Genomic DNA, 25151 nt, shown 5'->3' on the forward strand with positions numbered 1-25151 from the left:
TTCAGATCAGACGATTGCGCTGGGCGAACTTGGACAGGTGCACTACCGAAGACATACGCAGCTTCTCCTTGAGTCGCGTCTTGTAGGTGCTGATGGTTTTGTGGCTCAGCAGCATATCCTCGGCGATTTCCTTATTGCTCAGGCCCAGAGCCAGCTTTTGCAGCACCGTCAATTCGCGGTCCGACAGCGCTTCGACCAGTTCTTGCTCGGTAGTCTGCAAATCGTCACGGCGCACTGAACTGGTGGCCACGCTCGGGAAGCAGCTGTAGCCGGAGCGGATCGCCCTGATCGCCTTTTGCAACTCGTCCAGTTCACCCGTCTTGGCCACGAAGCCCATGGCCCCGGCGCGCATGCAGCGGGTGGAAAAGAACACCGCCAGGTAGGAGGTCAGCACAAGGATCTTGCAAGGCAGCTCCAGCGACTTGATCCGGCTGATCACCTCCAGCCCGCCGAGCTTGGGCATAGCCAAGTCGAGGATGATCAGGTCCGGGCGCTGCTCACGCGCGCACTGCATGGCGTCGGCGCCGTTGCCCGCTTCATAGATTTCAACAAAGCCTTCTTGCTTCAACAGGTACTTCACGGTGGCACGGATAAAAGGGTGATCATCCACAATTAAAGCTTTGCTCATAAGACTCCCCCGAGGGATCAGTACGCTTACATATCACACGGGACCCATCTACCTGTGAAAAGTAACAGTTCCGACAAACGGTACTGATTACTCTGCATGACACTTCAGGTAGGACAGACCCCTCCTTTTGATAAAACACTGTCAATACGGTCAGATGCGCCTTGGTTTCTAAGGCGCAAGGGCGCAACGTTAACAACGGTGTGGCTTATCAGATGAAGGGATAGTCTCGATTGCTTGTAGGACTTTTCCTCGCAACAGCATAGTCAGCTTTGCGCGGGACAATCCCAGACAGCCGGGGATTACTCGGTAGTACTTGGGCTCCAGAACGCTTGCACCACCAGGGTCGACATCGAAATTCGCGCCACCAGCGCGTCCAGTTCGTCACCGTCCACCGACGTCACGGCCAAGGTGGCTTCGATCTCCACTTCTTCCGTGCCGAAGGGACGCACGTCCACATCGCTGGCCGGGTAGTTGCAACGTGCCAGCTCCGCTTCCAGCAAAGCCAGTACGGCTTTCTGCTGGGTACGCCGGGCGATCACATACAAGATGTTGGTGACCTCTGCCGACACCACGTCCAACGGCTGACGGTTGATGTTGTTGACAATCGGTCGCAGCAAGGTGTTGGCCGCAAGCACAAACAGCGTGCCAAGCAGCGCTTCGAGCACCAGGTCGGCCCCCGCGCAGGCGCCCACCGCCGCCGATGCCCAGAGGGTGGCCGCCGTATTGAGCCCACGCACGTTGCCCTCTTCACGCATGATCACACCGGCACCGAGAAAGCCGATGCCCGAGACTACATAGGCCACCACCCGCACCGCGCCTTCCGCGCCGCCGAGTCGGCTAGCCATGTCGACGAAAATCGCCGCGCCCACTGCCACCAGCACGTTGGTGCGCAGGCCCGCCGTGCGCTGGCGGTATTGACGTTCGAAACCGATCAAGCCGCCGAGGACAAAGGCCGCAGTGAGGCTGACCAGAGTGTCGACCAGGGATTCAAGGTTGATGTTGTTGATTGCTTGCATAGGAAATCTTCCCTGTTCATTGCCAGCCAAACTTACGGATGTAGTAGCCCTTCACCGCCTGGGTCAGCGCCATGTACGCCAGCAGAATCACCGGCAGGAACACGAAGTACAGCGACGGCAGCGCCTGCAACTTGAAGTAATGCGCCAGCGGCCCCATCGGCAGGAAAATCCCCACGGCCATGATCACGCCGGTCATCACCATCAACGGCATCGCCGCACGGCTTTGCAGGAACGGGATTTTCGGGGTGCGGATCATGTGCACGATCAGCGTCTGGGTCAGCAACCCCACCACGAACCAGCCGGACTGGAACAGGGTCTGGTGGTCGGGGGTATTGGCGTCAAAGACGTACCACATGAGTGCGAACGTGGTGATGTCAAAGATCGAACTGATCGGCCCGAAAAACAGCATGAAACGGCCGACATCTCCTGGCTGCCAGCGCTGGGGTTTACTCAGCATCTCGTCGTCGACGTGATCGAACGGGATCGCAATCTGCGAAATGTCATACAGCAGGTTTTGCACCAGCAGATGCATTGGCAGCATCGGCAGGAACGGAATGAACGCGCTGGCCACCAGCACCGAGAACACGTTGCCGAAGTTGGAGCTGGCAGTCATCTTGATGTACTTGAGCATGTTGGCGAAGGTGCGCCGGCCTTCCAGCACACCCTCCTCCAGGATCATCAGGCTCTTTTCCAGCAGGATGATGTCGGCAGCTTCCTTGGCGATATCCACCGCGCTGTCTACCGAAATGCCGATATCGGCGGTCCGTAGCGCCGGCGCATCGTTGATGCCATCGCCCATGAAGCCGACCACATGCCCATTGGCCTTGAGCAAGCGCACGATGCGTTCCTTGTGGCTTGGCGTCAGCTTGGCGAACACATTGGTGGTTTCCACGGCCTTGGCCAGTTCGGCGTCGGTCATGTCCTCAATGTCGTTGCCCATCAGCAGACCCTGTTGCTCCAGGCCCACTTCGCGGCAGATCTTGGCGGTGACCAGTTCGTTGTCGCCGGTCAGCACTTTCACTGCCACGCCATGGGCCTTGAGGGCTTTGAGCGCAGGCGCGGTGCTTTCCTTGGGTGGGTCGAGGAACGCGACGTAACCGATCAGCGTAAGGTTATTCTCATCCGCCAGGCTGTAGGTGTCACGCCCCGGCGCCATCGGTTGCGCGGCCACGGCGACCACGCGCAGGCCTTCTTCGTTGAACGCGGCGGTGACCTGACGGATGCGTGCCAACAGGTCATCGGTCAGTGCTTCATTGACGTCGCCATGGCGCACGTTGTTGCACACCGACAGAATCTCCTCCACAGCACCCTTGCAGATCAACAGGTGCGGCTGGCCCTGCTCGGCCACCACCACGGACATGCGGCGGCGGTTGAAGTCGAACGGGATCTCATCGACCTTCTGGAACGCCGTGCCGACTTTCAGCTCGCGATGTACCTCCACATGCTCCAGCACCGCCACGTCCAGCAGGTTTTTCAGGCCGGTCTGGTAGTAGCTGTTGAGGTAGGCCATTTCCAGCACGTCATCGGATTCCTCACCCCACACGTCCACATGACGCGCCAGGAAAATCTTGTCCTGCGTCAGGGTGCCGGTCTTGTCGGTGCACAGCACGTCCATGGCGCCGAAGTTCTGGATCGCGTCCAGGCGCTTGACGATGACTTTTTTACGCGACAGAAACACCGCGCCCTTGGCCAGGGTGGACGTGACAATCATCGGCAACATTTCCGGGGTCAGGCCCACGGCAATCGACAGCGCGAACAGCAGTGCCTCGGTCCAGTCGCCCTTGGTGAAACCGTTGATGAACAGCACCAGCGGCGCCATCACGAACATGAAGCGGATCAGCAACCAGCTGACCTTGTTCACGCCATGCTGGAACGAGGTGGTGGCGCGATCAGTCGCGGTCACGCGCTGGGCCAAGGCGCCGAAATAGGTGCTGTTGCCGGTGGTCAGGATCACCGCCGTCGCCGCGCCGGACACCACGTTGGTGCCCATGAACAGGATGTTCTCCAGGTCCAGCGGGTTGCGGGTCTTGGCGTCCTGCTGCTGGGCGAACTTCTCCACCGGCATCGATTCACCGGTCATTGCCGCCTGGCTGACAAACAGGTCCTTGGCGCTGAGTACGCGGCAATCGGCGGGGATCATGTCCCCAGCGGACAGTACGATCAGGTCGCCCGGCACCAGTTGTTTGATTGGCAGTTCGATGCGCTTGGCTTCATCGCGGCGCAGCACCGTAGCGGTGTTGCTCACCATGGCTTTCAGCGCATCGGCCGCCTTGTTGGACTTGGCCTCCTGCCAGAAACGCAGCAGCGTCGACAGCACCACCATGGAGAAAATCACCGTGGCGGCCTTCATGTCTTCGGTCAGCCAGGAGATCACCGCCAGCAACGTCAGCAGCAGGTTGAACGGGTTTTTGTAGCAGTGCCACAGGTGCACCCACCATGGCAGCGGTTGCTCATGCTCGACTTCGTTGAGGCCGTATTGCACGCGCAGGGCATCGGCTTCCTGAGTCGTCAAACCCTCGGAATGGCTGCCCAGGGTGCCGAGCAATTGCACCGCACTGCTGTTGGCCGAGACCACCAGGGTTTGCGCCAGGGTCGGCGGCACTTCGCGGCTGACGCTGGCGTCGGTCACGGTGTCGAGCATCGCCAGGCGGCGGAAATGCCGGGCGATGTGCCGGGTCCGCAGGAAGCCGGCAAAGAACTCTTTCAACAGAGTCAGGTTCATGGTGTTACTCCTGCGCGAGGAAAAAACCGTCGTGCAGGTACCGCCGTCTGCACCGCGCCCGTTTTATAGGCACAGCCAGCTTGGCCCGCCTGTCGTAAAAGACAGGCGCGTCCGTAGCATCCCGAGGTGAGGCGGGTGCTGGTCAGCGTCGATGAGAGGGATTCGGGCAGGTGCCAGGACTGGCGCTGCCGGGATGCCGCTTCTCGCTTTTAGTGGCGAGACAACGGCATCGGAAAAATGCGCGTTACCTTGCCAAGCCTTTGCCGGTTACCGAAACCGGCCGACTACTGTCACTCGAACAAGTACCCACTGAGGGTCTCCGCTATTGATGAAAACGCGCGAAGCTTACGCCCCGATGAAAGGAGAGTAAACCGTAGGAAAGTTTCCGCATGGGGAATAAGAAGATTCTTCAGGATGGGTTCAGGAAGGTGCATCCACTTGATCTCGCGGCACCAACGTCAGGTAATCACCCACCTGCCCACCTGTCAGGGCCTTGACCTGAATCGATACGCTGTTCACCTGACGCCCCATCGTGATCCCTTCGCGGGTGCGTACCTGCACATAGCCAAGCTTAGGCCAGAAACGTTCGGCCTTGGCATTGCCAATGACGACCGTCAAACGCAGCCATTGAGCGCCGTTGCCCGCAGCCCAAGCCTCAAGATCCGCGTGCAACTGCCGCGCCAGCCCGGTGCCATGCAAGCGAGCATCCACCAGCAAAAGCCCGATATGCCAAACACCAACAGCCAGCAAGTCCGCCGCAATGTTCACCACCGCCACCAGCTGGTGTTCCAGATCGCGGTAACCCAGCCAATACATCCGACTGCACGCCCACCCTGCGGGCAACTGTCCCTGCAATTCCTCATGCGCTTCGGTCGCATTGGCCGGTTCGCCGTTGACCGCGATGAAGTAATCCGGCGCCCGCTCAAAAAACCGCTGCAACTCGACCTCATCGCGATCACCCAGCTCAACGACCTGAATGCCCACGACGGAACACGCCGGCAACCCGTGTGAATCAACTTCCATGTCCATCGTCCTCAATCGTCCCGCGTCAGCACTTCCAGCAACTCAATCTCAAAACGCAGGTTGCTGTTGGGCTTGATATGCGCGCCCATCGACCGCTCGCCATAGGCCAGATGCGCCGGCACAAACAGGGTGCGCACACCGCCCACCTGCATGCCCATCAACCCCTGGTCCCAGCCCTTGATCACACGCCCGGTGCCAATCACACACTGGAACGGCTTGCCGCGCTCCCAGGACGAATCGAACACCGTGCCGTCTTCCAGGGTGCCGGTGTATTGGGTGGTAATCAACGCGCCCTTGACCACGGCTTTGCCGGTGCCGGGGCGGATGTCAGTGATTTGGAGTTCTTCGGGGCTCATAGGGCGCTCGTTGACGGTACAAAGGGTGGGGTTTTCCCAGAATTGGGTAGGTTTGGCAAGTGTAGGAAGAGTCGCTGCGATGACATTTCCCTTTAACTCGCAGGACGTCTCCGAGAGAATCCCAACCGCTTGCGCCGCTCAAATCACGTGGCTAGTCTTCGTCGGTCACTGCCCATTCAGTGACCGGGTTTAGTAGCCCACGATGTGATTAGGCGCCAAGCGCCCCCTTATGCAAGGCGCCTTTTTTCGGCCCTGCGTTATGGTGGCCGTGCGCAGGGCACCTTCGGGTGCGCCGGGTCCTAATCACCGGTCTACTAACCTGCGTACGGCCGCCACCCCGCCGCCGCCCCGTTTAGTAGCGAAGGTAACGGCTCTCTAACGTTGATTAGGAGTTGAACCCATGGACAAACCTGTCCCCGCGCCACCCGCTTCAGAACTGCAATTCTTCACCACCACCCCAGACCTCAGCTTCGAAGACGCCCTGGCCCACGCCAGCAGCGTGTTGCGTTGTGCCGCCGTTGCGGCGCAAACGGCCGGGGATCAACTGGAAGGGACTTCACGCACGTTGGTGCTGTCGATCATGCACCTGGTGGACATGGCCAGTGTGAGGGTGGATCGGTCGCTGGAGTGTATGCAGCCGAGCTAACACAATGTCGCTCAGAGTGAGGGAGCATGTTCCCCACTTTAATCGCTTGCACTGCCCCTACGAAAAAATACGAATTTACTGTGCCAAAATCCAACGCTAGCCTATTTCTGGCTAGCAACACTCATGGCCATCCTGTTCCGAGTCCATTAACTCTGAACTGGGAATATCAGAATGACCATCGGTTCCAACTTCAATTACCCCGCAGACACAGCCCAACACCCCCATCGAAAAAAGCGATCCAACAAGAGCAAATGGGCAGCCAGGTTCCCCAATCCACCTGATTTGTGTTTCGACTACCGCGCGCTCGTGGAGCAGGTCAATGGAATTGCCCAGGCTACTGAGCCCCATCATAAAATATGCATTATTGGCGCTGGCATTACAGGCTTAACAACGGCACGTGAACTTCACCGGTGCGGCTTCACAGATATTACGTTAATTGAAAAGTCAAAGCGTATTGGCGGCAGGCACCTCACCCCTCTTGGGAATAACAATACCCACACCGTTGGCAGACCGCCTTTCGAGATGGGCGCAATGAGAATGCCGTTCTTCAACACATCAGACGAACCGCCTAAAGATGGGCGTTCACTCATGGCCTATTACGCCAACGAATTCGAATTGCGCCACACAGACTTCCCCAATCCAGGCAGCCCTGCGGTGCGATCCACAGGTATATTTCTACGAGAAGGGAGCGTCGATGACAGCGCAGAACCCACCATGCTTATCTGGAAAAACACGGATGGAAAAACACCGCCTCCAGGTCAAACACTGGGCAATGTTTTCGCAAAATGGAAAGCCTTCGCCGAGCGCATGACGTTGATCGTCTCCGAACATTACGGTACTGAAGGCTGGGAGAACATATGGAATTTAATAGTCAAAAAATACGAAAGTGTTTCCTTCCGCGACTTGGTCAAAATGCCAAGCATCGATAGCTGGCAATCAAGTGCCCCTGGAAACTTCGGTGGCATGGGCATGACTGCAGAGAAATCCGCGGTTTTCTACTCCATCGGCATTGGTGATGGCAGTTGGGGAGCATTCTATGACGTATGTTCACTTTACCCCCTGCGCACGGCGATATTTGGATTCAGCAGTCATCTGCAATTAATCCACGGGCGTGTGAACGCGGACGGCACACCGATGGCGTCGCCTTACTTAGACCATCCCGAGCTCTTGGATTCGAGAGGTCTAGCTTTCAAAAAACCCAACTACATCGGACTTGGATCCCTGGCCGAATCCATACTCTTCATCAAACCCGAAGAAGCACATGAGTCTTTATACGAGCATCTCATAAAAAGTCATTCCGGGCTCATGACCAATTGTGCAGTAACAAAGATCAAGAAACTGAAAAGCGGGAAAACACGCGTCTATCTCGATTGGAACGTTACACAAAAAGAAAACGTAAAAAAAGAATTCATCGATTATGACTCTGTAGTAATAACACTACCTTCATGGCTGATCGAAACGCAAATATCAATTGAAAACTTCAACCCGGAAATGCTCCCCTTTGAAATCATAGAAGCCTACAAAACAGCTCACTGGGAAACCAGCTGTAAAGTGTACGCACCACTCAAAAAAACGTTTCTCTCTCACAATAAAAAAATCCCTCAAGCCATCGTGACGGATAGCTTGGTTCATGATGTATATACCTACCGCTACAACCCTAACAACACCTACGACTGCATTCTTCTCAGCTACACATGGGAAGACGACGCCACAAAGCTATCGGTATTCACCGATGAAGAACTCGTTGATAGATGCATCGAAGACCTCGACAGAATCCTTTTGAAATCTACCAATATCAAAGAAAAAATATCACCCTACATCGGACGTAATCACGCGGTTGTTCAACGATGGATGAATGATAAAAACTCGCTTGGCTGCGCAAAGCTTTATCGTGCAGGTACTTATTACGACGCCATGAAACTACTGAAATACAATCGAGACTTTTCTCACAAGTCAGGCTTGTACCTCTGTGGTGAATCCTTCTCTGTAGATGCGGGCTGGACGGAGCCCTGCTTCAGGGGAGCAATCGATACCGTGATAAACATTTGTAATAGAACGCAAGCCGCTTTCAACGGAGGTTTTACTATGGACGACTATCCAACCTATAAAGCCGAACCGGAAAAGAAAGAGACTACAACGTAACGGGAATCACCTGACTTTTAATTAAACGCTTGCTCGCCTCTTATAAACGCCCAACCGAATCACGGTTGTATAACAATAAGAGGTCACCGCCATGAGCGAACCAGCAAGCCCCGCACGCGTAGCCGTCATCCAACTGGACCCTCAGGTTGGCATGAACAACCGAGCCAACAATCTGCGTCAAAGTCTTGCACTGGCGACCGAAGCCGCAAACGGTGGAGCGAACCTGATCGTACTGCCCGAGCTTACCAATTGCGGGTATTTCTTCAGCAGTCGCCAGGACGCCTTTGATCATGCCGAACTGGTTCCAGGCGGCGAAAGTGTGCAGGCGTGGATAGATTTTGCCTGTAAGCACCAGGTGTACCTGGTGGCAGGCCTGTGTGAAATAGACGGTATGCAGTTGTTCAATACGGCTGTGTTGCTAGGCCCCGATGGGTTTATCGGCAAATACCGCAAGGCGCATCTATGGAACCTGGAAAAGCTCTGGTTCACGCCTGGCGATACCGGATTTCCAGTATTTGAAACCCCGATAGGCCGTATTGGCCTGCTGATTTGTTGGGATATCTGGTTCCCGGAGGTGCCACGTATTCTCAGCCAGCAGGGCGCCGATATTATTTGCAGCCTGAACAACTGGGTGTGGACGCCCCCTCCCCTGTTCGATGACGCCGGCAAATGCATGGCGTCGTACCTGACGATGACCGCCGCCCACGTCAATAACGTGTTTATCGCTGCCGCCAGCCGCATTGGCGAAGAGCGGGAAGCACGTTACCTCGGATGCTCGTTGATTACCGGAACCAACGGCTGGCCGATTGGCGCGGTAGCTTCAGCCAATCGTCAGGAAATCCTGTTCGCCGACATTGATATCACCAGCGCCCGCAGTGCTCCGATCTGGAACAGCCTCAATGACCTGCAGCGTGATCGACGCAATGATCTCTACGATCAAATGCTCGGCTACTCCCAACACCCTGCCCTTCCACGCTGATCAGAGGGTGTGCTATGAAAACACTCATTACCGAAACAAGGTCCAACCGGTCCAGGGCAGATCTCACCGTCCTGATACTGGGGTTAGCGAGTGTGCTACTGGTGCTGTGGGTGGCGCTCAGCAACCAATGGTCCTGGCCAGGCTACGCCGAGATGGTCGCAAGCCTGCCCCACCCTGTTGCCTGGCTACGTTGGATAGTCGGGGATATCAGTGAAGTAGCCTTCTACAAGCACGAACTGGCATCGCTCGGTTTGTTGGGCGGCGCCTACCTGGCATGGTGGGCGAGCAAGCACGGTAAAGCCTGGCAGGGATTTTCTATTTCCTACGGAACAGGGTTATGGCCTTGGTTGGTAACCAGTTCACTGATGGGGTTAATGCTGAGTAATCTACTGTGGGGCTGGAGCGTCACCGCACAGACGTGGCAACCAACGTTTGCGGCATTCGTCTCGTTACCAGCAGCCATGGTACTGATGTTCGGCGGCGGCTGGAAAGTTGCCGTAAACGGTGCAGTGTTAGGCGCATTGCTGGTGACCCCCATTTGCCTGCTGATCGTGAACTTTGTGTGCGTTCCACTGGGTCTTCCAGTAGTGATCGGCAATGTGGTGGGCATGGCGATCGGCAGTGTCATTGCATTTGTAGCGTGTCGTCGAGTGCCGTCGCTGGTGAGTTCTGATTACATAGCCCCCGCCAAGCCGGCACCCGCGAAGCCGCCCACTTACGGTATCGTCTGGGGCCTGCGTCGGGTGTTGGCAGATTTCTCCGAAGCGCCATTTTTCGGAAACGAACTCGCGAGTCTCGGGTTGCTGGCAGGTGTGTTGGTGGCCTATGCACTGAACCCGATCAGCCCGGCGTACGGATCAGGCCTGGTATTGCACCTGCTCGCGGCCCAGGCGCTAACATCGGCTCTGGGCGTCGTGATCTGGCGAAAACAGTGGATGAAACGAGGATGGTTTCCGACCTACGTTCCATTGGTCTCTGCAGTGCCAGCAGCTGTATTAACTCATGGTGGTAGTTGGACAGTCATCGGTTCAAGTGCTCTGCTCGGGGCTCTAATCGCGCCGCCGCTGGCTTGTGCGATTGCGGGTCGTTTGCCCGCACATTTTCACCCGTATATTGGCAATGTCACCTCAATGGCGTTGAGTACGTTGATGATAGTGCCTTTGGTGGGTTGGTTGATCGAGATGTAGCCCTTGCCCCACGCTGTATTCTTCATGCAGCGTGGGAACAGCTTTTCCCCCTTACAGCCAATGCCAAAATCGACTCCAAAACCCCCGCCCCAAATCATCCTTGCACCGCGCATACTGCGCCGCATACAGCTGTGAACGCGCCTGCACCTTGCTCGCCACCGGCGGCAGCCAGGCCTTGGCGGTGTAGGTGCGTTGGCGGTAGCCACCCCAGCCTTCGTGGTAGTTCAGGTACTGGCCATACGCGTCGTATTTGTAGACCCCGTTGACGGTGTAGGTCTTGTCCATGTACCAGCCGACAAAGTCGATGGCGTCGTCGAAGTCCTGGCGACTGGCGCCGCTGCGGCCGGTGCTCTTGCGGTAGTCGTTCCACACTTCGTCCTTGGCCTGGGCGTAGCCGGCGGCGGTGGAGACGCGGCCCCAGGGGATGATCCACAGCAGGTATTTGCGGGGGGCCAGGGCGTCCTGGCGGAAGCCGGACTCCTGGTACATGATGGCGAACGGCACCTGAATCGGCACGCCCCAGCGTTTTTGCGTGACTTTGGCGGCGTCGTACCAGTCGTCCTTTTCGCGGAAGATGCCGCAGAGGTCATTGGGCGTGCGTGGCGGCGAGGTGCCGCACGCCGCCAACAGGGAGGTGAGTAGTAACAGTCCGACGGCTTTGCCTGCGCTCAAGGGGCACCTTTGCGAGATACGCGTAAAAAGACCGGCATTTTACGCGTTCATTGAGGTGAGTGCCGATGTGTCATCCAGTTGTTTTGATAACGGCGGTGACTTCCAATTCCAGCATTCCGCCGCTGGGCAACCCCGCCACGCCGACTGCCGAACGTGCATGCCGGCCCTGCTCGCCAAACACATCAATCAACACCTGGGAAGCGCCGTCGACCACGTTGGAAAAGCGCTGGAAACCCTCGCCGCCAAACACAAACCCTCGCACAAACAAAATGCGCTCGACGTTCTCCAACCCTACCGCCTGATCCAGCACGCTCAAGGCACGCAACGCGCAGGTTTGACCGGCCTGTGTCACCCGCGCTGGCGAGGTCTGGTCCGTCACCGGTCCGCTGATCACGCCATCGCCCAGCCGGCACACTTGTCCACTTACATAGGCCACACCCGCATGAATCGTCACCGGCACGTAGTCACCCTTGGGGCCTGGCGCCTCGGGCAGTTGCAAGCCCAAGGCGGCGATACGCTCGCGAATACTCATGCGGGCTCCTCGACAAACGCCACATGCCCACCCAACCAGCAACCCTGTAGCTGCCCTGCCCCATCGTGACGAAAGCGCAGGGAAATCTGCGAAGGCCGGCCCATTGCGCGGCCCTGGCGGATGTACACCGGACGATCGTCAGCGGTCACCAAGCCATTTTCCAGCAGGCCAAAAGACAAGGCCGCGGCGGCGATGCCAGTGGCGGCGTCTTCCGGGTAACCAGAGGATTTGGGGAATTGCCGGGCATCAAACTGGCGACCTTCAAGGTCCGACGGCGCGTAGGGATACAACCCCGTGGAACCAATGCGCTCGCACAGTTGCTCCATGCGGCGGAAGTCCGGCTTGAGGCTGTCCAGCACGGCCACGCTCTTCAGCGCGACCAGGGTCTTGACCCGGCTGGTGCGGGCGTTCTGGATCGGCAACGGCGCCAGTTCATTGGACGTGATGCCCAACACCGACAGAATTTCGGCCTCCACCTGCGGGTCGCTCAAGGTTTCAACCTGCCCCTTGGGTTGGCTGATTTCGACTTGAATCTGCGGCGTGCCGGCATTGGTAATCCGTGCATCAACCCGCCCGCTCAATGTCCACAGCGCCAGGCGCTCCTTGTGCAGCATGCCCAATTGATCCAGCAGCCAAATGGCGCCGACGGTGGCATGGCCGCACATTTCCATCTCATGGTTGGGCACCCAGAAACGCAGGGCAAAATCGAAATCGCTGCCGGCCGGTGCGGCAAACACAAAGCCGCATTCATGCCCGTAGTCGCGGGCGACTTGCTGCATGTCGGCATCACTCATGCCGTCGGCCAGCGCCACGGTGGGCGCCGGGTTGCCGCCACGCGCGGTGGCGGGAAAGACATTGACCAGATGAACCTCGGGCGTCATTTCGCCTCTCCCTTGAGGGTGGAAACAGTCGGCGCCACGGCGTCGACGATGGTGTTGGTGTAGACCTGCTGCGGGTCGAGTGTCACCGGGTCATTCTCGACGGCGTTCATGAAACTGATGTTCTTCTCGACGCCGTCTTTTTCGATACGCGGCGTGGCCGGATAGGAAGGCAACGAAGCCGTCCAGGCGGCGTCGAAGATCGCCGCATCGGTGTGGGCGAAGTACGGGCGCACCGACTCGCGGGCCTTGTCCGGTTCGCTGGCGATCAGATGTTCGGCTTTCCAGATAGCGCGCACCAGTTTCTCGGCGGTGGCCTTGTTGCTGCTCAACCAGTCCTCGCGGGCGATCATCGCGGTGAACAGGAAGCCGTCCAAGGGTTTGTATTCGCCCTTGGCCAGGTCCATCAGCACAAACCCGCCCTGCTGTGCCGCCGTGGTGACGGTGGGCGGCGACAGCGAGAAACCGTTGATGCTGCCCTGGGAAAACGCCGCCAGCATGTTCGGCGCTCCGCCGATGGGCATGATGGTGAAATCTTTGTCCGGGTTCAGGCCGGCGTCCTTGGCCAGGTAGCGCACCAACATGTCGGTGGTGCTGCCGGGGCCAGTCACGCCGATCTTCAAGCCCTTGAGGGCCTCGGCACGCGCCGAGATGGGCGACGCGGCCGACACACCGGCTTTGCGCGCCGACTCGCCATCGATCACCACGGTGCTGCCGAACTGGGTCTGCACGGCGGCAAACGCCTGCACGCTCTGGCCTTTGGACCGCGCGCGCACTGCGACCGCAGGCAAACCGACATAGGCATCGGCATCGCGACCGAGCACGGCCGTCAACGCTGCCGAGCCACCTTTTTGAAACACGATCACTTCCACATTAAGGCCTTCTTCGGCGAAGTAGCCCTGTTTCTGCGCGACATAGATCGGCACATACAGAAAGCCTTCGCTGGGGAACGCCAGGGTGACCTTGGTGAGGTCCTGGGCCTGGGCGGCGGGCAGGAAGGCAGCGCACAACAGACCGACAATCACAAGACGCTTATGCATGATCAAGCTCCAAACCAGAGGGGGTTAAACCGCGACTTCACGTTCCGCTTCATTGGCTTTCCACGGCATCAGCTTGCTTTCGGCCACCTTCACCGCCGTGTTCAGGATCAGCGCCAAAGCAATGATCCCAACCAAAGCGGCAAACACGCCGGCGGTGTCGAACTGCGAGGCTGCATCCGATAGCAGGTAACCCAGGCCACGGTTGGCCGCGATGATCTCGCCCACCAGCGCGCCGATCAGCGCATAAGGCACCGACAACCGCAGGCCGGTGAACACCCAGGTGAAGGCCGAGGGGATCACCACCATGGTCAACAGGTCACGCTCCTTGGCGCCCATCAAGCGCAGGATGGTCAGTTGCTCGCGGGACACGTTGCGCACGCCGCTGTAGGTGTTGAGGAACACCAGGAAGAACACCACCGCGGCGGTGAGGATGACTTTCATCGGCAAGCCGATACCGAACCAGAGGATGAACAGCGGCGCCAGCGCCACTTTCGGCAGGCTGTAGAACGCGGTCAAAAACGGATCGAGGATGTCGGCCAGCAACGTGGCGCGACCCAGTACAAGGCCTGCAATCAAGCCCGCGAGGGAGCCGAAGAAAAAGCCCAGCACCGCCTCCAGGGTAGTGATGCCGGCATGGTAGAAAAACACGCCATTGAGCAGGATTTTCCACAGGCTCTGGGCCACGGCCGAAGGGCGGCTGATGAAGAACTCCACGCCAAACCAGCGCGACACGCCTTCCCACAACAGCATCAGGAACACCAGGAACAGCAAGCGATAGACCTGGATCATACGACCTCCAGCGAGTGAGCCAATGAAGCGGGATCGGCCGCGCCGGCGACGTCGGGCGCCAAGCGTTTCCAGAGTTCGGCGCAGAGTTCCACGTAGCGTGCGTCGGAGCGCAGTTGCACCAGGTTGCGTTCCCCGCTCAGGGAAATGTCGAGCACATGGTCGATGGTGCCTGGGCGACCGGCGAACACCACGCAGCGGTCGGCGAGCGCAATGGCTTCGTCGACATCATGGGTGACGAACAGCACGGTTTTGTTGAGCTTGCGGCACAGGCGCAGCAGTTCGGTCTGCAGTGTCAGGCGCATTTGCGCATCGAGGGCGCCGAAGGGCTCGTCCATCAGCAGGGTTTCCGGGTCGCTGGCCATCAAGCGCGCCATGGCCGCGCGTTTGCGCATGCCGCCGGAAAGCTGGTTGGGGTAACTTTCGCCGAAACCGGTGAGGCCCACCAGCGCCATCAGCTCCTCGACCCGTGCTTCGATCTCGGCCTTGGGCACGCGACGAATCTGCAACGGCACGGCGATATTGCCAGCCACGGTGCGCCAGGGCAGCAGGTGATCGGCCTGGGTCATGTAGCCGACCCGGGTGTTCACGCCTTTGACTTCAACGCCGTCGTAGTGCACTTCGCCGACCGTGGGGCCGAACAGCCCGGCGGTCATGTTGAGCAAGGTGGACTTGCCGCAGCCCGAGGGGCCGACCAGGGTGATGATTTCGCCACGCTGGACCTCCAGCGACACATTGCGCACGGCCACCAACTGGCGGCCCTCGACTTTGAAGCTTTTTTGCACGCCTGAAAAACGGATAAAGGGTTTTGCGCTCACCGCCCCTCCTCGTCCGGTACGCCGGACTTGTCTGTTGTTGGTGAGCAGAGGATGAACGGATGATAGATTTGTGGCGCACGGGATCGGGCCGGATCATGCGCGGGATCGGGACATCGGTGATTGGGGTTGCGCCTGGAGGAACCGACTCGAATGTGGGAGCTGGCTTGCCTGCGAAGGCGGCCTGGCAGACGACCACAATCTAACTTTCACACCGCAATCTAACTGTAGGAGCTGGCTTGCCAGCGATGGCGGCCTGACAGCCGACCTGGATGTTGGATCTGACCGGGTACATATCCGTTATTTAGGTAACGGCTGCCATGGGTTCCGCCCTTACGGCGGCTCACTTTTGAACAGCCGGAATGCCGGCCCAGTCAAAAGTAAGCAAAACGCTCTTGCCCCAACACTCGGCACCTCGCCTAGGCTCGGTGTGCCCGGAATCCGACAGTGATTTGGGGGGCCGCCGCCACGCGCCATCCATGGCACGGGGCGGCTAAACCGGCATCCCTGCCGGTTTACCCCCCAAATCCCTGTCGAATTCCGGCCAGCGTGTTTGACGGGGCGCCTAAGATCAAAAGCCAGATCAAAAGCCAGATCAAAATCATGATCACGATCAAGAACGGCTCGCTTCGCATTGTGGTTTGTGCTGGTGTCAGCTACGGCGCCATTCATCCGGGGAGATGCCCAACACCCGGCGGAACACATGGGCCAGGTGCGATGGCGATTCGTAGCCGACGTTGTTGGCGATCTCCAGCACCGACAGGCGTGTATGCCGCAGCAGGGTTTGCGCCCGTTCCAGGCGCAGCCGTTGCACATAGGCCAACACCGTCTCACCGGTGTGCTGCGCAAACAGGCGGGTCAGGTGTCGGCGGGACAGATGGAACACCGCCGCAATGTCATCCAGCCCTGGCGCATGCTCGAGATTGCCTTCCACGTAGGCTTTCACATCGCGCACCAACATGGCGCCATGGCGCTCGGTGGAAGAGCGTTGCAAGCTCGGCTGGCTAAGGGAGATCGCCAGGCATTCGAGCAACAACAGGTGATCGGCCTGGGCCAGTTGGCGGTGGCGATCTACGTAGGGGTCGGGTTGGCTGAAGGCTTTTTTCGCCAGCAGCAAATGGTGCAGCGGCGCGGAGGTTTGCCAGATGCCCAGGGTGGGCACGCGCAGCAGGCGATTGGCGTCACCGGACAGGTCACGCAGGGCGTAGCGCATGTAGTCAGGGTCGACGTAGAACGCCAAGTGCCCCTGGCTGGCCGTGAGTGATGAGGACGAATGGCTGCATTGCGGCGGTACCAGCACGAATTGGCGGTCGATCACCGAGGTGCTGCGCCCGCTGTCTTCGTCCTTGAAGCGCAGCAAGCCGTGCTCGGGCACCATGAGCATGAACTCGTCATGGGCATGGGCCCCGGTTTCATAGGCGCCATTGGAATTGAAGACGCTGTAGATATCACGCATCGCCAGGCACTGCCGGTGGGTATTGGAATGCCGACACTAGCATGTTTGGTGCCAGTGAAAAGCAGCGTCCCTGCTGCAAGCATTGTTAAGCCAACGGCACTCGGCGCGTGGTCAGGGCCATCCGCCCTACCAGGAAGCTCAAGGCCGCGCCCAACAACAGCATGGCCAAGGTGCTCCAGGCCGCACGGGAGAGCTGTTTGGCCGCGACTTCGCCGGCTTCACGGGCTTTCTGCTCGGCCTGTTGCTTCAGTTCATCAACCTTTTGCATGGCCTGCTGATAGGCCTGGGCGTAGTTGTCGACGATCTGGGTAGCTTCTTCCTTGCTCTTGCCGGTGCGGGCCGCAACGATATTGACCAATGCGTCTTTATCCGCTGCATTCAGCGCGGGCTCACCGGAAGCCTTGACGCGTTCGAACCATTGCTTCAACGCATCGCCAGCCTGGGCAGGGTTGCTGGCTGCGGCGGTCGCCGACTGCTTGCCATCGGCAGCGGCCTGGTCGGTTTTCTGTTCGACGTTGGCCGGGTCCAGTTCAGGCTTGCCACTTTGCTTGAGCAAGGTGTCCAGCTCGCCTTGCAGGCTGTTCCAGTCCAGTTGGATGCCCTGCTCGTTCAACTGCTGCTTGACGCTGTCGCCAATGCCCGGTGCTACCGCAGCAATGCCGCTGCCGGCAGCCGACAGGCCTTTACCTACCACATTGCCGGCGGTGCCGACGACACTGGCGGCCAAGCCTGCCAGCAGCCAGGTGGTGAGCAGCGTGGTGAGGGTCCAGGTCAGCACGCCGTGCAGGCCGCCGCGATCAGGGGCCGTGCGGCCGGCCACAAAGGCGCCGAGACCAACAGCGACCAGGGTCGAGACAAACAGCCAGATCCCGGCGCCCGTGCCGAACCCACTCAAGGGGTTGCCGGCTTGCATGGGGTCGACGGCGCTGGCGCCGATGGCGGTGCCCAACACACTCAGCACCAGGTAACTCACCAGGGCAACTGCACTCCCGGCCAGTACCGCACTCCAGGACACGCGAAACGGCGAACGGTTGGTTTCATAGACAGGGGTCATGATTGATCCTTTTTGCGTTATTGACCGCCTCAGTCTGGCGAGCCAAGTACCGCTCGTCCCCGCGCAAATGCACCGGACTGAATAGTGCATTTGCACCCCACACCAGGCAATTGGTCTGCACTATCCTGAAGCCCCGGTGTCGTAATTCCACGCGTCTAAAACCCGGAGAAACCATGACCCAGGATGTCCTCGCCAAAGAAACCAACCGCCGCCAACTGCAGCAGATTGTCTCCGGGGTATCCGACGGCATCATCCTCGCGGAAGTCGACCAAACCATCCTCTGGGCCAACGAAGCTGCGCTGAACATGCACGGCATCGATGACGTCGCTGCACTGGGTGCCAATACCCAGGCCTACGCCGAACGATTTGCCCTGCGCTATCGCAACAACCACCCGGTGCTGTTGGAGAACTACCCCCTCGCCCGCGTCGCCGCTGGCGAAGAGTTCAGTGACGTGGTGGTGGAAGTTTCCCCCACCGACGACACCGACAGAACCTGGGTCCATCGCCTGCGCAGCCTGGTGATCAGTGACTCCCACGGTGAGCCGGAATTGCTGGTGCTGATCCTCAGCGACGCCACCGAATGGGCCAGCGCCGAACAGCGCTTCGAAAAAACCTTCAACGCCAACCCGGCGCCGGCGGTGATCTGTCGCCTGAGTGACTTGCGTTACATCAAGGTGAACCAGGGCTTTCTGGAGATGACCGGCTACAACCGCGACCAGGTCATCGGTAAATCCGTCTATGAGCTGGACGTGCTGGAACAGGCCGAGCGCAAGGACCTGGCCATCCAGCGCCTGGGCGAAGGCGCGACCATCCCGCAGATGCAGGCCGAGCTGCGCCTGCCTGAGGGCGGTAGCAAACTGGTGATCGTTGCCGGCCAACCTTTGGACATGAACGAAGAGGACTGCATGCTGTTTTCGTTCATGGACCTGGAGCCCCGGCGCAAGGCAGAAATCGCCCTGCGCCAGAGTGAGGAGCGCTTCGCCAAATCGTTCCGCCTGACGCCGGTGCCGACCCTGGTGTGCAGCGCCGCCAACCGCCAGGTGGTGGACATCAACGAAGCCTTCATGAGCATCACCGGCTATATCAGCGAGGAACTGATCGGCAAATCCATCGAAGACATCGACTTTATCGACAGCCCGCAGGCGGCCGCGCAGTTGTTCGCCAACCTGGAAAAAGCCGGCAACCTCGACGGCCAGGACCTCAAGGTGCGCAAGAAAGGCAACGAGGTGATCGACTGCGTGGTCTCCGCCGACACGGTGATCATCCAGGACGTGCCCTGCTATCTGCTGGTGATGATGAACATCACCGAACGCAAACGCTCGGAGCTGGAACTGGTGGCGGCCATCGAAGAAGTGATGCAGGACGCCTCCTGGTTCAGCCAGACCCTCATCGAAAAACTGGCCAACGCCAAGAGCGTCAACAGCCCCAGCCAACCCAATATCGCCTTCACCGACCTCACCGCCCGAGAGCGCGATGTGCTGGGGCTGATCTGCGAAGGCCTGGCTGACAAGGAGATCGCTTCGCGCTTGAAACTGGCGCCCAACACGGTGCGTAACCATGTGGCCACGGTGTACTCGAAACTGGGAGTGCACAGCCGCAGTGCGGCGATCGTCTGGGCCCGTGAACGCGGGCTGTTTGCCGGTGAGTTGCGCCTCAAGAATAGGCCGTGAAAGTACAAATGCACTAGTGCACTTAGTGCGAATTCGCCTTATTGCAGCGGGCAGCACGCCATAACCTTCAAGCATCGAACTTATGCCTGAAGGAACCCGCATGTTTACCCTCTCTCAACTGCGAAATTGCATCGAAGAAGGCCTGTCGCCGCTGACGTGTGAATTCACCCTGTGCCGGGACGCGTCCCTGACCCTCAAGGTCTACGACGCCGAGACCGGCCGTGTGGACCTGGTGGTGACCGGGATCAGCACGAATCGACTGCAGACCCCGCAAGAAGTCGAAAAGATGGTGGAAGAATTGCGCTACGAACTGCAGAGCAACACCATGGGCAAGCTCACGCTGGATGACTTGCCTTCAACGACGCACCAATGAAATAAAATATCCCGCCTGCGACGATGAACGCCCCCAGCATGTAGAACATGTAGTAGGCCGGCAGGCTGGCCAGTACCAGCCCACACAACACCGGCCCCAACGCGGCACCCAGGTTGGACAGGTTCTGCGCCCCGTAGTACATGCCGCGCAGGTGGTCCGGGGCGATGCGGTCGATAAACATGTACTCGGCCGGAAACACGATGATCTCCCCCACCGTGAACACCGCCATCGCCAGCACCCACCACAACACGCTGGTGGACAGCGCGAACCCGACGACTCCCAGCAGAAACATGCCCAGCCCCGCGATCAGCCATTGGCCCAGGTAGCGGTGCGAAATACGCCGCCCGATCACGTACTGCAGGGCAATCACCAGCACCGCGTTGGTGCTCAGCACGGCGCTGACCACGGTGTAGGTGTATTCGGCCGTGGTGGTGGTCACCAGGTATTGCGACAGCCACGCGGTGAACTGGCCGAAGACCACCGCACTGAGCACGCCGCCGAGGGTGAAGCAGACCAAACGGTGATCCCGTAAGAGCACCCGGCCGACGGCGAGGAACGGCACCGGCTTTTGCGTGGCATCCACGGTGGTCAGGGTACGGTCGCCCCAGCGCCAATACAGCAGGAAAAAAACCACCCCTAACAGCGCCGAGAGGATGAACGGCAAGCTGATATCCAACTTGGCAATCATCGCCCCGAAAAAAGGCCCCACGGCATAACCGACATTGGTCAGGGTGTACTTGATGGAAAACACTTCGCTGCGCGCCTCTTCGGGCAACAGGCTGGCAAAGCCGGCTTTGACGGCGATATCGATCACCGCGTACGCGAGGTTGATCAGGATCAGGCAGGCATAGAACACCCAGAAATGCTGCACCAGCACCGTGCCGATAAAACCCAGTACAAACAGCGCACTCAGCCCCAGTAACAGCCGGTAGCTGTTGATGCGGTCGACAAGGAAACCGCCATACACGCTGAGCAATGAGCCGACGATCAGCGAGCTGCCGATGACCAGGCCAACCTGGGTGATGTCGAGGGCAAAGCGGTGGGTAAGGTAAATCACCAGGTAGGGAAAGGTGATGGCCTTGGCCAGCGTCAGCATGAGCGTGGCCGAGAGCAGCAGGTTTACGGTGCGGGGGTAGTTTCTTATTGTGGCAAGCATCCTGCTCTCGATCGTCGAAGGTAACGCGGCGTCTATGGCCGGTTACCTTAACCCAGGGCAGGCACTACAGACACGGTCATTTCTTGACGGGGGTGATCTCGAGAATGGTGCCGTTGGTGGTCTTGAGCAGCACGAATTTATCGCCTACCCGCGTCCATTGGCTGTCTTCCTCAGGCTGCTTGAGGCCGCGCTTTTTCCAGTCGCTGACGGCCGATTCCTTGCGCATCAGCATGTCCGGCGCACGATCACCCTCTTTCAGGTCGCGGGTGTTGATGCTCGAAGGTTGCACGGTTTCCTGGGGGGTGTCACCGGCCTGCACGATAAAGCTGGCGGTGGACAAGCTTGTGGCGACCAGCAGGCTGGCAATCAGGGATTTGGCTTTCATGGGTGCTCCTTCAATGAATGATGCGTACCCAGGTTCGGACCGCTGCGATGCGTGATCATTCCATCGGGCCTCTCACTGCCCCAATGGGTTGGGGCCGCTTCATGGCCCAGCGGTAACAAGCCCCCTCGCCACAGCAATGGCTAATCAACTGCCAAGGGTGTGCCTTGATGGAACACCATCTGCCACTGCCCTTCTTCTGCCCGCCATACCGAGCTGCGCAACGAGGTCCCGACTCCGCTCCGGTGACAGCGATAGGTGACCAACGCCACGTGCTCGCTCAGCATTTTCACCACGAACTCGGTCATGCTGCGCGCAGAAAACACCTCATCCTGCAGCCCGTCGATCACCTCGGCCTTGCTGCCCCACACATGGCCGCTGGCGCCGAACTCAACAAAATCATCGGCCAGCAATCGTGCCAACTGCCTTGTATCCGAACGGGTCGCGCTTTGCTGTAGTGCCTGTTCCAGCCCGAACAAGTGCGCGTGTAAATCCATGCTCATTGCCTCCATGAAATAAATCCTGTAATTTTTCATGAAATTTATCGAAATAAATTTCATGACCCCACAAGAAGAACTCGCCACCCTCGCCGCACTCATCCACGACCTGCGCAAGCACAAGAAGCTCACCCTCGCGCAGTTGGCTCAAAAAATCGAGCGTTCGGTGGGTTTCCTGTCCCAGGTCGAGCGCGGTTTGTCACGCCCAACCGTGGCGGATTTGACCGCCATCAGCCACGCCCTCGACGTACCCACCACCTATTTCTACAGCCAGCCCAAACCCAAGGCCGTGGACTGGATCACCCGCCCCAACGAGCGGCGCACGGTGTATTACGCCAATGGCATCACCGACATCCTCGTTTCACCGAGCATGAACGGCGCGTTCTCGATGCTCGACAGCCTGTTGGCTCCCGGTGCCAACAGTGGCGAACAAACCATGAGTGATCGCGCCGAGCAGGCCGGCTTTGTGCTGGAGGGCGAGTTGACCCTGTGGGTCGAGGGTGAGGCCGACTCGGTCACCCTCGGCCCAGGCGACAGCTTTCACCTGGCCAGCTTCGCCCATTGCCGCTACGCCAACCTGACCGACCTGCCCGCCCGCGTGTTGTGGGTTTACAACTAGGAGTTGCACCCGTGAAAAGCCATGCCTCCACGTTACTGGCCGAAGTACGGACCTTTCGCCAGAACCATCCCGATGTGCGCTACGTCGACCTGATCGCCCTGGACATTCCCGGGCACTTCTACGGCAAGCGCTACCCCATCGAGATGCTGGAAAAAGTCGCCGCCGGCAGCCCGCTGAAGCTACCGCAGAACGCCGTGCTGCTGGGGGTTCAGGGCGGTCTGTTCAAGATTGGTGATTACTGCTTCAACGACGGCGACCCGGATGCCAACCGCCGCCTGGTGCCAGGCACGCTCAAGCCAGTGAGCTGGGAGTCGCAGCCCCTCGGCCAGATGCTGATCACCTCGGACGGCACCGAAGCGCCCATCGAATTCGAACCCCGAGAAGTGCTGGCCAAGGTGCTCGAGCGCCTCCAGCACAAGGGCATCCACCCGGTGGTGGCGTTTGAACTGGAGTTCTACCTGTTCGACAAAAAGCTCGACAACGGCCTGCCGCAATTCGCCCGTGACCCACTGAGCGATGACCCCGACGACCAGCCCAACTTGCATATCGAACGGCTGTCGCGCTTCGGCGATGTGCTAGACGACATGGCGCAAACTGCCAAGGACCAGGGCATCGACATCACGGTGATCACTGCCGAGATCGGCCCCGGCCAGTTCGAGATCAACTTCGGCCACCTCGACGATGGCATGCGCGCCGCCGACTGGGCCGCCCTGTTCTGCCGCAGCACCCGTGGCGTGGCGCTCAAGCACGGTTACCGCGCCAGCTTCATGGCCAAGCCGTACCTGCAATACCCCGGCAGCGGCATGCATGTGCATGTCAGCCTGTATGACGGCGCTGGCAATAACCTGCTGGCGGCGCACCAGCAGCAACCGCTGCGGCACGCTGTGGCCGGCTGCCTGGAATTGTTGCCCCATTGCATGCCGATCTTCTCGCCCAACCACAACGCCTTTCGCCGCCTGGGCGGTACGGTCAACGCCGCCACCCGTGCCAGCTGGGGCTTTGAAGACCGTGACGCGTGCGTTCGCATTCCCGAGTCCGACCCACGCAACCTGCGCATCGAGCACCGGCTGGCCAGTGCCGATGCCAACCCGTACCTGGTGCTGGCGGCGATCCTCGTCGGCCTGGAGCACGGCCTGGAAGCCAAGCGCGAACCTATCGCCCCGCTGAACGAAGATCGCAGCAGTGGCACCGACTTCCCACTGGAAATGCTCGACGCGGTACGTGCCATGCAGCACCAACCGGTATTGCGCGATAAGCTGGGCGCCGAATTTGTCGACGTGTACTGCGAAAACAAACGCCAGGATCACTTGGCCTTCCAACAAGAGATCCACGCGCGGGAATACCGCTGGTTTCTCTAACCGCCACTTTCTCTAACCGCCACCGGAATCACCGATGACCGACCAAAGCGCCCCGGCCCTCAAGGAAATCTTCAACGTCGAACGCCTGCAACACATCGCCGATGAAATGACAGCGGTGTACCCGGCGTTCGACGCCAAGGGCTTCCTCAAGCACGCCAAGGCCGGGTTGGCCGAGTTGTCGGTGATGCAGCGCATGGCGCGGGTCAGCGAAAGCCTGCACGCGGTGATCCCGCTGGATTATCCGCAGACCCTCAAGCTGCTGCAGGCCCTGGCACCGCGCCTGAACAGCGCGTTTGTCAGCCTGTTCCTGCCGCATTTCGTGGCAAGTTACGGGTTGCACGACTTCAAGCGCTCCATGGCTGCTCTTAAATACTTCACCACCTTTGGTTCCGCCGAATTCGCCATACGCCACTTTCTGCTGCACGACTTCCCGCGCACGCTGGCGGTGATGCAAGCCTGGTCGCTGGATGACAACGAACACGTGCGCCGCCTGGCCAGCGAAGGTTCACGTCCACGCCTGCCTTGGTCATTCCGGCTGGCCGAAGTGCAGGCCAACCCCGAGCTGTGCGCATCGATCCTCGACAACCTCAAGGCCGATAACAGCCTCTACGTACGCAAGTCCGTGGCCAACCACCTCAACGACATCACCAAGGACCACCCGGACTGGGTGCTCAGTCTGATCGAAGGCTGGAACCTGGATAACCCGCACACCGCGTGGATCGCCCGCCACGCCCTGCGCAGCCTGATCAAGCAAGGCAACACCCGCGCCCTGACGATTATGGGTGCGGGTGCCAAGGCCGAGGTGAAGATCCACCGCCTACAGGTCACGCCGGCGGTGATCAAGCTGGGCGACCGCATCAACCTGTCGTTCAGCCTGGAGTCCACCGCCACTACCCCACAGAAACTAGTGGTGGACTACGCCATCGACTACGTGAAAAGCGCCGGCCACAGTGCCGCAAAGGTGTTCAAGCTCAAGGCGTTTACCCTCGGCGCTGGCGAACTTCACAGCATCCGACGTGAGCAACATATCCGCGAGTTGACCACGCGTAAGCATTACCCCGGCAAGCATGTCGTCCATGTGCTGATCAACGGCGAGAAGCTTGCCAGCGCCGACTTCGAACTGCGAAACGACTGACACAAATCAAAGAAAAGGCTCTAGAACGG

The 25151-nt window shown here is 59.3% G+C and carries 25 protein-coding genes; 9 read left to right on the plus strand and 16 right to left on the minus strand.

The annotated features are described in order from the left end of the window. Position 1 precedes the first annotated feature (1 nt). From EJ576_RS23235 to EJ576_RS23255, 5 genes are all read right to left on the minus strand, one after another. Complete coding sequence (locus tag EJ576_RS23235; RefSeq protein WP_126571227.1) at positions 2-628, minus strand: response regulator transcription factor; 627 nt, start codon at positions 626-628, stop codon at positions 2-4. 299 nt (positions 629-927) lie between these two features. After that, positions 928-1644: an MgtC/SapB family protein gene (locus EJ576_RS23240; protein ID WP_010211291.1), complete on the minus strand. Its 717-nt coding sequence runs from the start codon at positions 1642-1644 to the stop codon at positions 928-930. Between the two features lie 16 nt (positions 1645-1660). After that, a complete protein-coding gene (mgtA, locus tag EJ576_RS23245) occupies positions 1661-4366 on the minus strand; it encodes a magnesium-translocating P-type ATPase (RefSeq protein ID WP_126571228.1) in 2706 nt (901 codons plus the stop codon). 420 nt (positions 4367-4786) lie between these two features. Then, positions 4787-5389: a GNAT family N-acetyltransferase gene (locus EJ576_RS23250; RefSeq protein ID WP_126571229.1), complete on the minus strand. Its 603-nt coding sequence runs from the start codon at positions 5387-5389 to the stop codon at positions 4787-4789. 11 nt (positions 5390-5400) lie between these two features. Then, entirely contained in the window at positions 5401-5745 is a 345-nt protein-coding gene (locus EJ576_RS23255; RefSeq protein WP_092249737.1) for an FKBP-type peptidyl-prolyl cis-trans isomerase, read from the minus strand. Between the two features lie 400 nt (positions 5746-6145). Between EJ576_RS23255 and EJ576_RS23260 the strand changes: the two genes are divergently transcribed. The 4 genes from EJ576_RS23260 to EJ576_RS23275 all read left to right on the plus strand — a co-directional run bounded on the left by EJ576_RS23260 (position 6146) and on the right by EJ576_RS23275 (position 10699). Then, the gene (locus EJ576_RS23260; protein WP_126571230.1) at positions 6146-6391 is read left to right on the plus strand and encodes a DUF6124 family protein; all 246 of its coding nucleotides are present in this window, start codon (positions 6146-6148) and stop codon (positions 6389-6391) included. A gap of 171 nt (positions 6392-6562) precedes the next feature. Further along, positions 6563-8533, plus strand: coding sequence for an FAD-dependent oxidoreductase (locus tag EJ576_RS23265; RefSeq protein WP_126571231.1), 1971 nt, complete (start codon positions 6563-6565; stop codon positions 8531-8533). Between the two features lie 91 nt (positions 8534-8624). After that, positions 8625-9512, plus strand: a complete 888-nt coding sequence (locus EJ576_RS23270) for a nitrilase family protein (protein ID WP_126571232.1) — start codon at positions 8625-8627, stop codon at positions 9510-9512. Between the two features lie 14 nt (positions 9513-9526). Continuing rightward, positions 9527-10699: a hypothetical protein gene (locus EJ576_RS23275; RefSeq protein WP_164393618.1), complete on the plus strand. Its 1173-nt coding sequence runs from the start codon at positions 9527-9529 to the stop codon at positions 10697-10699. Between the two features lie 51 nt (positions 10700-10750). Here the strand turns inward: EJ576_RS23275 and EJ576_RS23280 are convergent, their stop codons facing one another. The 8 genes from EJ576_RS23280 to EJ576_RS23315 all read right to left on the minus strand — a co-directional run bounded on the left by EJ576_RS23280 (position 10751) and on the right by EJ576_RS23315 (position 17932). Continuing rightward, complete coding sequence (locus tag EJ576_RS23280; protein WP_126571233.1) at positions 10751-11371, minus strand: hypothetical protein; 621 nt, start codon at positions 11369-11371, stop codon at positions 10751-10753. A 70-nt stretch (positions 11372-11441) separates the two neighbouring features. Continuing rightward, positions 11442-11903, minus strand: coding sequence for a RidA family protein (locus tag EJ576_RS23285; protein ID WP_123474205.1), 462 nt, complete (start codon positions 11901-11903; stop codon positions 11442-11444). Then, positions 11900-12784: a PhzF family phenazine biosynthesis protein gene (locus tag EJ576_RS23290; protein ID WP_126571234.1), complete on the minus strand. Its 885-nt coding sequence runs from the start codon at positions 12782-12784 to the stop codon at positions 11900-11902. The genes EJ576_RS23285 and EJ576_RS23290 overlap by 4 nt, the downstream gene beginning before the upstream one ends. After that, on the minus strand, positions 12781-13821 hold the full coding sequence (locus EJ576_RS23295; protein ID WP_126571235.1) for an ABC transporter substrate-binding protein: 1041 nt from the start codon (positions 13819-13821) through the stop codon (positions 12781-12783). Before EJ576_RS23295 ends, EJ576_RS23290 begins: the two co-directional genes overlap by 4 nt. 24 nt (positions 13822-13845) lie before the next feature. Next, positions 13846-14610: an ABC transporter permease gene (locus tag EJ576_RS23300; RefSeq protein ID WP_126571236.1), complete on the minus strand. Its 765-nt coding sequence runs from the start codon at positions 14608-14610 to the stop codon at positions 13846-13848. Next, positions 14607-15425: an ABC transporter ATP-binding protein gene (locus EJ576_RS23305; RefSeq protein WP_126571237.1), complete on the minus strand. Its 819-nt coding sequence runs from the start codon at positions 15423-15425 to the stop codon at positions 14607-14609. The genes EJ576_RS23300 and EJ576_RS23305 overlap by 4 nt, the downstream gene beginning before the upstream one ends. Positions 15426-16074: 649 nt before the next feature. Next, positions 16075-16878, minus strand: a complete 804-nt coding sequence (locus EJ576_RS23310) for an AraC family transcriptional regulator (RefSeq protein ID WP_122724295.1) — start codon at positions 16876-16878, stop codon at positions 16075-16077. A gap of 85 nt (positions 16879-16963) precedes the next feature. Beyond that, positions 16964-17932: a hypothetical protein gene (locus tag EJ576_RS23315; RefSeq protein ID WP_126571238.1), complete on the minus strand. Its 969-nt coding sequence runs from the start codon at positions 17930-17932 to the stop codon at positions 16964-16966. Positions 17933-18105: 173 nt separating this feature from the next. Here EJ576_RS23315 and EJ576_RS23320 point away from each other — a divergent pair, with 173 nt between their 5' ends. After that, entirely contained in the window at positions 18106-19602 is a 1497-nt protein-coding gene (locus EJ576_RS23320; protein WP_123474212.1) for a PAS domain S-box protein, read from the plus strand. A gap of 100 nt (positions 19603-19702) precedes the next feature. Continuing rightward, positions 19703-19975: a DUF1652 domain-containing protein gene (locus EJ576_RS23325; protein ID WP_028619612.1), complete on the plus strand. Its 273-nt coding sequence runs from the start codon at positions 19703-19705 to the stop codon at positions 19973-19975. Here EJ576_RS23325 and EJ576_RS23330 read toward each other — a convergent pair. The 3 genes from EJ576_RS23330 to EJ576_RS23340 all read right to left on the minus strand — a co-directional run bounded on the left by EJ576_RS23330 (position 19938) and on the right by EJ576_RS23340 (position 22073). Continuing rightward, entirely contained in the window at positions 19938-21131 is a 1194-nt protein-coding gene (locus EJ576_RS23330) for an MFS transporter (RefSeq protein ID WP_126571239.1), read from the minus strand. The genes EJ576_RS23325 and EJ576_RS23330 overlap by 38 nt on opposite strands. 76 nt (positions 21132-21207) lie before the next feature. Continuing rightward, a complete protein-coding gene (locus EJ576_RS23335) occupies positions 21208-21516 on the minus strand; it encodes an RcnB family protein (RefSeq protein ID WP_126571240.1) in 309 nt (102 codons plus the stop codon). Positions 21517-21656: 140 nt separating this feature from the next. Then, the gene (locus tag EJ576_RS23340) at positions 21657-22073 is read right to left on the minus strand and encodes a DUF4440 domain-containing protein (RefSeq protein WP_252993916.1); all 417 of its coding nucleotides are present in this window, start codon (positions 22071-22073) and stop codon (positions 21657-21659) included. On the opposite strand from EJ576_RS23340, the gene EJ576_RS23345 reads away from it, so the two are divergent. The 3 genes from EJ576_RS23345 to EJ576_RS23355 are packed head-to-tail and all read left to right on the plus strand — an operon-like array spanning position 22072 to position 25122. Continuing rightward, positions 22072-22629, plus strand: coding sequence for a helix-turn-helix domain-containing protein (locus tag EJ576_RS23345; RefSeq protein WP_010211306.1), 558 nt, complete (start codon positions 22072-22074; stop codon positions 22627-22629). The two genes, EJ576_RS23340 and EJ576_RS23345, sit on opposite strands and share 2 nt — an antisense overlap. A gap of 11 nt (positions 22630-22640) precedes the next feature. Further along, on the plus strand, positions 22641-23987 hold the full coding sequence (locus tag EJ576_RS23350; RefSeq protein ID WP_126571241.1) for a glutamine synthetase family protein: 1347 nt from the start codon (positions 22641-22643) through the stop codon (positions 23985-23987). Between the two features lie 34 nt (positions 23988-24021). Beyond that, the gene (locus EJ576_RS23355; RefSeq protein ID WP_126571242.1) at positions 24022-25122 is read left to right on the plus strand and encodes a DNA alkylation repair protein; all 1101 of its coding nucleotides are present in this window, start codon (positions 24022-24024) and stop codon (positions 25120-25122) included. Positions 25123-25151 lie beyond the last annotated feature (29 nt).

Source organism: Pseudomonas sp. C 49-2, assembly GCF_003970195.1.
In the GTDB taxonomy this organism is placed as follows: domain Bacteria; phylum Pseudomonadota; class Gammaproteobacteria; order Pseudomonadales; family Pseudomonadaceae; genus Aquipseudomonas; species Aquipseudomonas canadensis.